Source organism: Rubellimicrobium roseum (genome assembly GCF_006152145.1).
GTDB lineage: Bacteria > Pseudomonadota > Alphaproteobacteria > Rhodobacterales > Rhodobacteraceae > Rubellimicrobium > Rubellimicrobium roseum.
In genome coordinates, this window is sequence record NZ_VDFV01000083.1 from 1 (window position 1) to 8,708 (window position 8,708).

Annotated in this window: 8 protein-coding genes and 1 pseudogene; 4 read left to right on the forward strand and 5 right to left on the reverse strand. The window is 66.4% G+C overall.

Translation table 11 applies throughout. The features are described 5' to 3' along the window. Positions 1–78: 78 nt before the first annotated feature. Positions 79–528: pseudogene (locus tag FHG71_RS22195) on the forward strand (AGE family epimerase/isomerase); the annotation flags it as partial. Between the two features lie 191 nt (positions 529–719). On the opposite strand, the gene FHG71_RS22200 reads toward FHG71_RS22195, so the two are convergent. Next, on the reverse strand, positions 720–1,736 hold the full coding sequence (locus FHG71_RS22200) for a glycoside hydrolase family 43 protein (protein WP_139083904.1): 1,017 nt from the start codon (positions 1,734–1,736) through the stop codon (positions 720–722). A 452-nt stretch (positions 1,737–2,188) separates the two neighbouring features. Between FHG71_RS22200 and FHG71_RS22205 the strand changes: the two genes are divergently transcribed. Further along, a complete protein-coding gene (locus FHG71_RS22205) occupies positions 2,189–3,265 on the forward strand; it encodes an ABC transporter ATP-binding protein (RefSeq protein WP_139083905.1) in 1,077 nt (358 codons plus the stop codon). A 15-nt stretch (positions 3,266–3,280) separates the two neighbouring features. On the opposite strand, the gene FHG71_RS22210 is transcribed toward FHG71_RS22205, so the two are convergent. The 4 genes from FHG71_RS22210 to FHG71_RS22225 form a co-directional block, all read right to left on the reverse strand. Next, the gene (locus FHG71_RS22210) at positions 3,281–4,141 is read right to left on the reverse strand and encodes a carbohydrate ABC transporter permease (protein WP_139083907.1); all 861 of its coding nucleotides are present in this window, start codon (positions 4,139–4,141) and stop codon (positions 3,281–3,283) included. Then, positions 4,134–5,075, reverse strand: coding sequence for a carbohydrate ABC transporter permease (locus FHG71_RS22215; RefSeq protein WP_139083908.1), 942 nt, complete (start codon positions 5,073–5,075; stop codon positions 4,134–4,136). The genes FHG71_RS22210 and FHG71_RS22215 overlap by 8 nt, the downstream gene beginning before the upstream one ends. Before the next feature lie 73 nt (positions 5,076–5,148). Continuing rightward, a complete protein-coding gene (locus tag FHG71_RS22220; RefSeq protein WP_218014214.1) occupies positions 5,149–6,429 on the reverse strand; it encodes an extracellular solute-binding protein in 1,281 nt (426 codons plus the stop codon). A gap of 72 nt (positions 6,430–6,501) precedes the next feature. Next, entirely contained in the window at positions 6,502–7,281 is a 780-nt protein-coding gene (locus tag FHG71_RS22225; protein WP_176559580.1) for a FadR/GntR family transcriptional regulator, read from the reverse strand. A gap of 120 nt (positions 7,282–7,401) precedes the next feature. Between FHG71_RS22225 and FHG71_RS22230 the strand changes: the two genes are divergently transcribed. After that, a complete protein-coding gene (locus FHG71_RS22230) occupies positions 7,402–8,367 on the forward strand; it encodes an enolase C-terminal domain-like protein (RefSeq protein ID WP_218014215.1) in 966 nt (321 codons plus the stop codon). Between the two features lie 18 nt (positions 8,368–8,385). Further along, positions 8,386–8,574, forward strand: coding sequence for a hypothetical protein (locus tag FHG71_RS24095; RefSeq protein WP_218014216.1), 189 nt, complete (start codon positions 8,386–8,388; stop codon positions 8,572–8,574). The last annotated feature ends 134 nt before the right edge of the window (positions 8,575–8,708 follow it).

Below are 8,708 nucleotides of genomic sequence, written 5' to 3' on the forward strand. Positions count from 1 at the left end.
AAAGCTTCAGCGCCTTCATCTCCTTGGCAGCCACCGTCATCCGACTGAGGTGAACGTCAACAAGCCCTAGTTCAGCTTTGGGAATTGGGCGGCCGACGGCACGACTGGCTGCCCGAGGCTGCCAAGGCGCTGTTACTTCGCACGGTGGAGATCGGCTGGAACCGTGAGATGGGCGGGTTCTACTACACGCTCGACTGGCAGGACCAGCCGGCGCAGGCCGACCGGTTCTGGTGGCCGTGCGCCGAGGGGACCGGTGCGGCCGCGACCTTGGCCGCCATCGACCCGGACCTGCGGTTCGAGCTCTGGTACCGGCGGATCTGGGACTTCACGGCCAGCTTCCTCATCGACCGCGAGCATTGCGGCTGGTTTCCCGAACTCGGCCCTGATCTTCGCCCCGTCTCGCGGGTGTTCGTCGGCAAACCCGATCTCTACCACGCCCTGCAAGCCTGTCTTATCCCGCTCCTGCCCACCCGCGGCAGCATCACGCATGGTCTCCGGGATGGAGGTAGAAGTCTGCTCGGCGGATGACAGAGACACAGGCGACCTGGTCGGCCGCGCCGTGCGAAGCCTGACGGCCGGTCGGGGCAGCGGTTGAGAAAGCAGCCTCTTGGCGCTAAGCCGACGAAACCCTTTTTTGCTTTCCACCACCCGGCAATGGCCGACGCTCGCCGTCAGGCCATGTTAGAGGCGGCCTCAAGCCTCCACTCGCCTCCCGGCAGTTATCTCAGGAAGGGGTCGATCACCTCGATCGTGCCGTCAGGGCGGTGGGTCAGCTCCGTCACCTTGGCGTTGCGCAGATGCGTCCGGTTCGACAGCTGGGTGTCGTGGTAGAACAGGTACCACTGCTCCGCGACCTGAAGGATGGAGTGGTGCGTGGTCCAGCCCTGAACCGGCTCCAGGATCCGACCCCGATACGTGAACGGGCCATAGGGCGAGGTGCTGGTGGCGTAGGTGAGGTAGTGCGTGTCGCCGGTCGAGTAGCTCAGGTAGTACTGGCCCGCATGCTTGTGTATCCAGGCCGCCTCGAAGAAGCGGCGGTCGTGATCGCCGCCCAGGAGTGGGAAGCCCTTCTCGTCGAGGATCAGGGCCTCGCGCGGGGGCTCGGCAAACTCCAGCATGTCGTCGGTGAGCCGGGCAACCCTTGGGTTCAGGGCCGGCTGCTCGTCCTGCTCGAGATCGGTCTTGGAGCCGTTCGGGTCGTAATGTCCCATGGTCCAGCGCTGAAGCTGACCTCCCCAGATCCCGCCGAAGTACATGTAGCTGGCGCCATCGTCGTCGGTGAACACCGCCGGGTCGATGCTGTGGCTGCCCTTGATGGGCTCCGGCTCCGCCCGGAAGGGCCCCTCGGGTCGGTCGGCAGTTGCCACGCCGATCCGGAACACGCCCTCATGGTCCTTGGCTGGGAAGTAGAGGAAGTAGCGCCCGTTCTTCGTGGCAGCGTCCGGCGCCCACATTTGCCTTGAGGCCCAGGGCACGTCATCCACGTCGAGCGCCACTTCGTGGATGGTCACTTCCCCTCCCACGCGGTCCATGGAGATGACCTGATAGTCCCGCATCTCGAAGTGCGAGCCGAGATCGTCTTCGGGCGTGGTGCCGTCGATATCGTGGGAGCCATAGACGTAGATCCGGCCCTCGAAGAGGTGCGCCGAAGGATCGGCGATGTAGATGTCCCTGAGCAGCGGCTCGCTGCGGTGGCGGCGCTCGTTGGGTTTACCGGGGTCGGGCTGCACGACCATGGGCCTCTCCTGCAAGTCAGACCTGACTTATCCCGGCGCGCCCCCCGAGGCGCAAGACCGAAGCTGCGGTTCTCTCTGAATCAGGACGGCTGCGGACGGAACTGGGCCCCAAGGCCGCGATGGATGTCCTTGTCGGCGCCGCTGACATGAACCGGCTGCGGGATCCGGGGTGCCCTCCCTTGAGGTGGCAGCGACACCTGCAACTTGAGTCACGACCGAGCTTTGGAGCGACCAGGAAACGTTGCGCCGCGGCGGCCGACATATCCCTCTGCGGCACCCACGCCGTGCTTCAGCTGACCACCCTGATCGAAAGGCGGTCAAGCCTTGGGCCATTGTCGTGTCTTGCCTGATCGTTCCAGTTACAATCGGGGTTGTGGCAGGTCCCTGATCCGCTAGCTTCTATCTAGAAGGCTGCTCGCAAGACGGCGCCGAGGACGATCGGGAGGGGACACATGGCATCCGTCACGCTGCGCGGCATCGAGAAGAGCTACGGCGCGGTGCCGGTTATCAAGGGCATCGACCTCGCCGTCGAGGAAGGCGAGTTCGTGGCCCTCGTCGGCCCTTCGGGCTGCGGCAAGTCCACGCTTCTGCGCATGATCGCCGGGCTCGAGGAGATCACCGTCGGCGAGATCAGCATCGGCGACCGGGTGGTGAATGACCTGACCCCGCGCGAGCGCAACATCGCCATGGTGTTCCAGAGCTACGCGCTCTACCCGCACATGACCGTCGCCAAGAACATGAGCTTCAACCTCGAACTCTCGCGCGTGCCCAAGGCGGAGATCGCCCGCAGGGTCGCGGAGGCGGCGCGGATGCTTGAGCTCGAGCCACTGCTCGACCGCTCGCCCGCCCAGCTCTCGGGCGGCCAGCGCCAGCGCGTCGCCATGGGCCGTGCCATCGTGCGCGACCCCTCGGCCTTCCTGTTCGACGAGCCGCTCTCGAACCTCGACGCCAAGCTGCGGGTGCAGATGCGGGGCGAGATCAAGACGCTGCACCGCAAGGTCGGCACCACCTCGATCTACGTCACCCACGACCAGATCGAGGCTATGACGCTGGCCGACCGCGTGGTGGTGCTCGAAGGCGGTGTGATTCAGCAGGTGGGATCGCCCATGGAGCTCTACCAGCGGCCAGTGAACCGCTTCGTTGCGGGCTTCATCGGTAGCCCCGCCATGAACCTGGTCGACGGCGAGCTCGTTGGCCGCGACGGCGCGCTGCGGGCGCGGCTTGCGGACGGGCCTGAACTCGACTTCCGCCCGGGCCCGGGCGCGCGGGAGGGGATGGCGGTCACGGTGGGCCTGCGCCCCGAGCACCTGACGCCCGAGGGTGCGGGCAACGCGCTCACCGGGGCCATCGACTTCGTCGAGCCCACCGGAGGGCAGACGTACTACGCCGTCAACCTCGGCCGGAGCCAGATCATGGTCGGCATCAGCGGCGCGACAGACCTGCGGCGCGAGGGTGCCATGACCGTCCATATCACACCGGACTTCGTCCATGTCTTCGATGCAGCCATGGGGGGGCGCGTCAGCGCGTGATGCTTCCCCGGGCAGTCAGGACTTGACCGCCCCCGCTGTGAGCCCCGCGATGATGTGCCGCTGCGCCGCGAAGAAGGCGATCACCGTGGGCAGGATGGTCAGCGTGATGAAGGCCAGCACCAGCTGCCAGTCGGTCGCGAACTCGCCCCGATAGACCATCATGCCCAAGGGCCAGGGATACATCTCCTCGGAGTTCAGGAGGATCAGCGGCAGGATATAGCTGTTCCAGCTCGACACGAAGGAGATGATGCCGACGGTGGCGAGGATCGGCCGCGACAAGGGTAGCGTGATGCGCCAGAAGAAGCGAATGTAGCCGCAGCCGTCCACGAAGGCCGCGTCGAAGAGTTCCTTGGGCATGCCGCGGAAGTAGTTGCGCATGAGCAGGATCGAGAGGCCGAGGCCGAAGGCCACCTGCGGCAGAACGACCGCCCAATAGGTGTCGATCAGCCCCAGGTCTCGGATGCGGATGAAGAGTGGCAGGATCGCCGTCGCGGCCGGAAACATCAGACCGAGCAGGAAGTAGTTCAGCAGGTAGCGCGAGCCGAAGAACGCCACGTGCGCGAAGACGAAGGCCGCCATGGAGCCCACCGCCAAGGTCAGGCCCACGGTGAGGAGCGCGATCACAAGCGAGTTGCGCATCTGCAGCCAGTAGCGCTCGCTGAACAGGATGTCGCCGTAGTTGGACCACTGCCAGTCGCTGGGCAGACCGAAGGCGTTGGTGCGCAACTCGCCCAAGGTCTTGAAGCCACCGAGCGCCGTCATGGCGAGCGGGATGATGACGACAGCCGCCACCAAGATCAACGCCGCGTAGATGTAGGACTGGCGGAGCGCGTCGGGCCTCAGCCCTGCCGCGCCGGGGGCGGGTCGGCTAGTCATGGCGCATGAAGATCCTGCGATAGGTGAAGGCCAGCGTCACGCTGATGACGAACAGCACCACGCCCACCGCGCTGCCGAAGCTGATCTGCAGGCGGACCACCCCGAACTGGTAGAGGTAGCTGACCATCGTGTGGGTCGAGTTGCCGGGCGCGCCACCCGTGAGCGGCATGATGAGGTCGAAAAGCTGGAGCGAGCCCACGATTGAGAAGAACACCGACAATCGTACCGTCGAGGCGAGGAGCGGGAGAGTGATGCGGAAGAACTTCTGCCAGCCAGTGGCGCCGTCCACCTCGGCTGCCTCCATGACCTCCTTGTCGATGGCCTGGAGCCCGGCGATGAACAGCATCATGTGGAAGCCGAAGTACTTCCAGACGATCACGGCGAGCACCGCCCAGATCGCCGTCTCGCGCTCGGCCAAAAGATAGACTGGCTCTCCGCCCGCGACCTGCACCACACCCGAGACGATGCCGAAATCGCCGTCGTAGACGAAGCGCCAGATCAGCCCCGCGGCCACGTCCGCGAGGACGTAAGGCAGGAAGAAGATCAGCCGGAACATGAGCGCGCCTCGGATGCGGTGCGCGAGAAGGTTGGCGAGCCACAGCGCCAGCGGGATCTGCACGAGGAGCGAGACCACGATGATCAGGCCGTTGTTCCGGAGCGCGGTAAGGAAGACCTTGTGGCTGAGCACGAACTCGTAGTTGCGCAGGCCCACCCATTGCTCGGGGGCGCCATAGCCGTTCCAATTGTAGAACGAGTACCACGCGGCCTCGCCCATCGGCAGGACGACGAAGAGCGTGAAAAGGAGGAGGGCAGGGGGCAGGAACAGGACCACCACGGGCAGGGTGGTCCGCAACGACGTAAGTTGCCGCCGCGAGAGGCCCCAAAGGCGATCCCCCGATCGGACAACCGGACCCGCGGTGGTGCCTGTTGTCATGCCGCCCTCCCGCCGCCGCGCCAATTTTCCCCCCGGGTCGCACCGCCTGGGCGCGTCCCGGGGACGGGGCGTCTCACATTTCCTCCATCATGGCAGTGTCTTGGAGCGTCTGCGCCGCGTCCTCGGGCGAGGTGCTGCCGTCCCAGAGCTCGACCGTAACGTCGTTCACGGTGCGCCCGAGGTTGGGGCCGAGGTCCTGGTCGAGGTAGTTCTGGTGGTAGCCGGACGTGGCCAGCGCCTCGGCCGAAGCGCGCACCAGCGGGTCGACAACGCCCTCCTCGGCGCCTGCCACGACGGGGATCATGCCCGTGGTCTCGGCCTGACGCCGCTGCTGCTCGGGAGCCGTGAACCAGCGGAGAAAGTCAATCGCCTCGTCGGGAGCGTTGGCCGTCACCGCCCACCCGTTGAGCCCGCCGAAGGTGTCGGTGGCGGCGCCGGCGCCGCCCTCGACCACCGGGAAGGCGAAGCGGCCGATGTTCTCCTGCGCCAATCCCTGGCCGTCGGTGGCCTGCGAGATCTGGTCGAGGTTGGTGTCCTCGAAGCCAAGGATCATCGCCGCGCGGCCGTCGGCGAAGTCGCCCAGAGGCTCAGGCCAGCGGCTCCCCTGCCAGCCGTTCTGGCAGGGCTCGAGCGCGCCGAGCTCGGCCACCTGCTCGCCTGCCTGCACGATGGCCGGGTCAAGGTAGGCGTCAGGGGCGCCGGACTTGGCGGCCTCCAGGGCCGCCGAGCCCCCGTTCCGCATGATGAGGTAGGAATAGTAGAAGTGAAGCGGCCATTTGTCTGCGCCGCCGCAGGTTATAGGCGTGAGGCCCGCGTCCTTGAGTGTCTGGACTGCGGCCAGGAGGTCGTCCCAGGTCTGAATGGCGGCGGCTTCCACTCCCGCCTGCTCGAATTGCTCCTTGTTGTAGAAGAAGGCCACCACACCCGTGCGATAGGGAACAGCCCAGACGTCGCCGTCGAAGCTGAGGCCGTTGATCGCCCCCTCGGAGTAGGTGTTGCGCCAAGCGCCGCCTTCGGCGTCCATCATCTCGGTGAGGGGACGCAGGGCGCCGGATTCACGCTGGATGTCGAGCACGCCGCCACCCCAACTGTAGAAGATGTCGGGGGCTTCGTCGGACTGGAGAAGAGAGGGAAGCTTGGCCTTGAAGGCCTCGTTCTCAAGGAACTCGAGATTGACGTCGATGCCGGGATTGGCGGCCTCGTACTCGGCCGCCAACTCTTCCCAGAGCGCGACGGCGTCGGGATTGTTCTCGACGTGGAGCATGTCGATCGTGGTCTGCGCGGCGGCGGCGCCTGCAATGCCAAGCCAGGCGGCAATGGCCGCCACGGACGTGCCCGTCCTGACGATGGTCATAGTCTCCCCTCCCATTGGTGGTCTTCTTGAGGGGATTGAGGCCCGGCGGCTGGGCCCCTGTCAAGATCATATCTAGACGCCCGGCCAGCCGCCCCCCGCCGCGCCTGCCGGGTTCTCGGCCATGGCCCGATTTCGCCAATAGGCTTCGGCGATCGCGCGGTTTAGGTCCAGCATTCGCTCCATCTCGCGACGCGCGCCCGCCGCATCTCCCCGCGCCACGGCCTCGGCCACCAGGAAGTGGCCCTCGCGCGACACGGGCCGGCCGTCCACCTTCTGCACTCCGAATTCGTAGGAGATGCGCAGGATCGTGGTGATGATCCCCTGCAGTTGTCGCATCATCAGGTTGTCGGTGGCGTCGAGGATCGTGCAGTGAAAGCGCCGATCGGCCTCGAACAGCGCCACGATGTCCACCTCGCCGGGCCGCAGGGCCTCTGCGGCGGCGAGCAGGGTCCTCACCTGCTCCGGTGTGGCTCTCTGGGCTGCGAGCGCGGCCGCGGCGGGCTCAATGGCGCAGCGCAACTCGGTGGTCTCGGCAAACATCCGGCCAATGCGCGGATGGGCTGGGCCGTGCCAAGCAGCGACGTCTGGATCGAGGAGGTGCCATTCCTCCAAAGGGCGCACGCGTGTGCCGTAGCGGCGGGCGGTCCGCAGGAGGCCCTTGCCCGACAGCACCTTGACGGCGTCCCGCACCGTCGCCCGGCTCACGCCCAACACCTGAGCGAGCTCGGGCTCGATCGGGATGGTTGCGCCGGGTGGCCAGATGCCAGCCACGATCCTGCGGCCCAGGGCTTCCACGGCCTCTCGCGCCGCACCCGACGGCAGCGAGGCGTTCAGGCCTGCTGATTTACGCAAGTGCGGCCGCAGCGGCTTCTCCCTCACCACCAACCTTCTTTACGTCTGATCTGAAGCGGGCAAGGCTGTGCTGCCGCGCCGCGCATCCGGCGCCCAAGCCGATGACATCAGAGGACCTCCGTGAAAATTGCCGCCATTGAGACCGTCGTCGTCAATGCCGTGTTCCGCAACTGGATCTTCGTCAAGGTCCTGACCGACCAGCCAGGCCTCCACGGCTGGGGTAAGGCCACGGTGGAGTGGAAGACCCGCGTGGTCGTGGGCGCAATCGAGGACCTCACGCCCCTTATCCTGGGCGAGGATCCGCTGCGCATCGAGCACGTCGTCCGCCGCATGACTCAACTGAGCTTCTGGCCCTTGGGCACCGTCGGTCTCTCAGCCGCCTCGGGCATCGAGCAGGCGCTTTGGGACATCAAAGGCAAAGCCTTGGGCGTGCCGGTCTGGCAACTCCTGGGCGACCGGGTGCGCGACCGCGTGAGGGTCTACACCCATCTTTATTGCGGCGATGCCCAGCGGCGGGCGCCTCAGGACGTCGAGCCCTTCTGCGAGGCTGTCGCCGAGACCCTGGCGCTGGGCTACGACGCGATCAAGCTCGGGGTCGTGTCCTACACTGGCCATGCCGCGCCCTTGCCGTCCGTTTGCTCGGTCGAGCGACTCGCGCTTCGCCTGCGCGAGACAGTGGGGGAGGGAGTGGACCTGATGTTCGACTCCCACGGGCGGCCGGACTCGGTCGAGGCGGCGCGCGCCTACGTGGACGCCCTGGCGCCGATCCGCCCCCTCTCCGTCGAGGAGCCAATTCAGCCCGGCTACCCTGCGGCTTTGGCCGACCTCGCGCGGCGGGTGGATTGCCCGCTTACGACCGGTGAGCGGCTCTTCACCTCGCCCGAATACGCGGAACTCGCGGCGTTGCGGGCCGTGACTTTCGTGCAGCCAGACCTTTCCCACTGCTTAGGCTTCTCCGGAGGGCGCCGCATTGCCGCCATCGCCGAGGCCGCACAGATAGGGATCTGCCCGCATAACCCCATAGGCCCCGTCGCGGGCGCGGTGGCGCTCCAGTTCGAGGTGGCCACGCCAGGCTTCGTGATCTAGGAGGAAGCGGTCGGAATCGTGCCCTGGTTTGAGGAGGTGTGCGCAGTTCACCCCTTGGCGATGAAAGGCGGCGCCTGGGCCGTCCCCGAGTCGCCCGGCCTGGGCATTGAGATTGACGAGTCCGCCGCAGCGCGCCATCCATTCGCCGAGGAAGTCATTCCCGCCTTGGATGCCATCCTGCCCGATGGATGTATCGCCAATTCGTGATCGACCTTGGACTTTCAGACCTAATGAAAGGACCGGTCCTTCTCCCCCGGCGATGGGAGAGCGGTCCGAGGGGCATTGTTGCGGAACTCGACTGGAGGCCGAGGTTGCCCCTTTCCCCTTCAGGTCAGGCGACG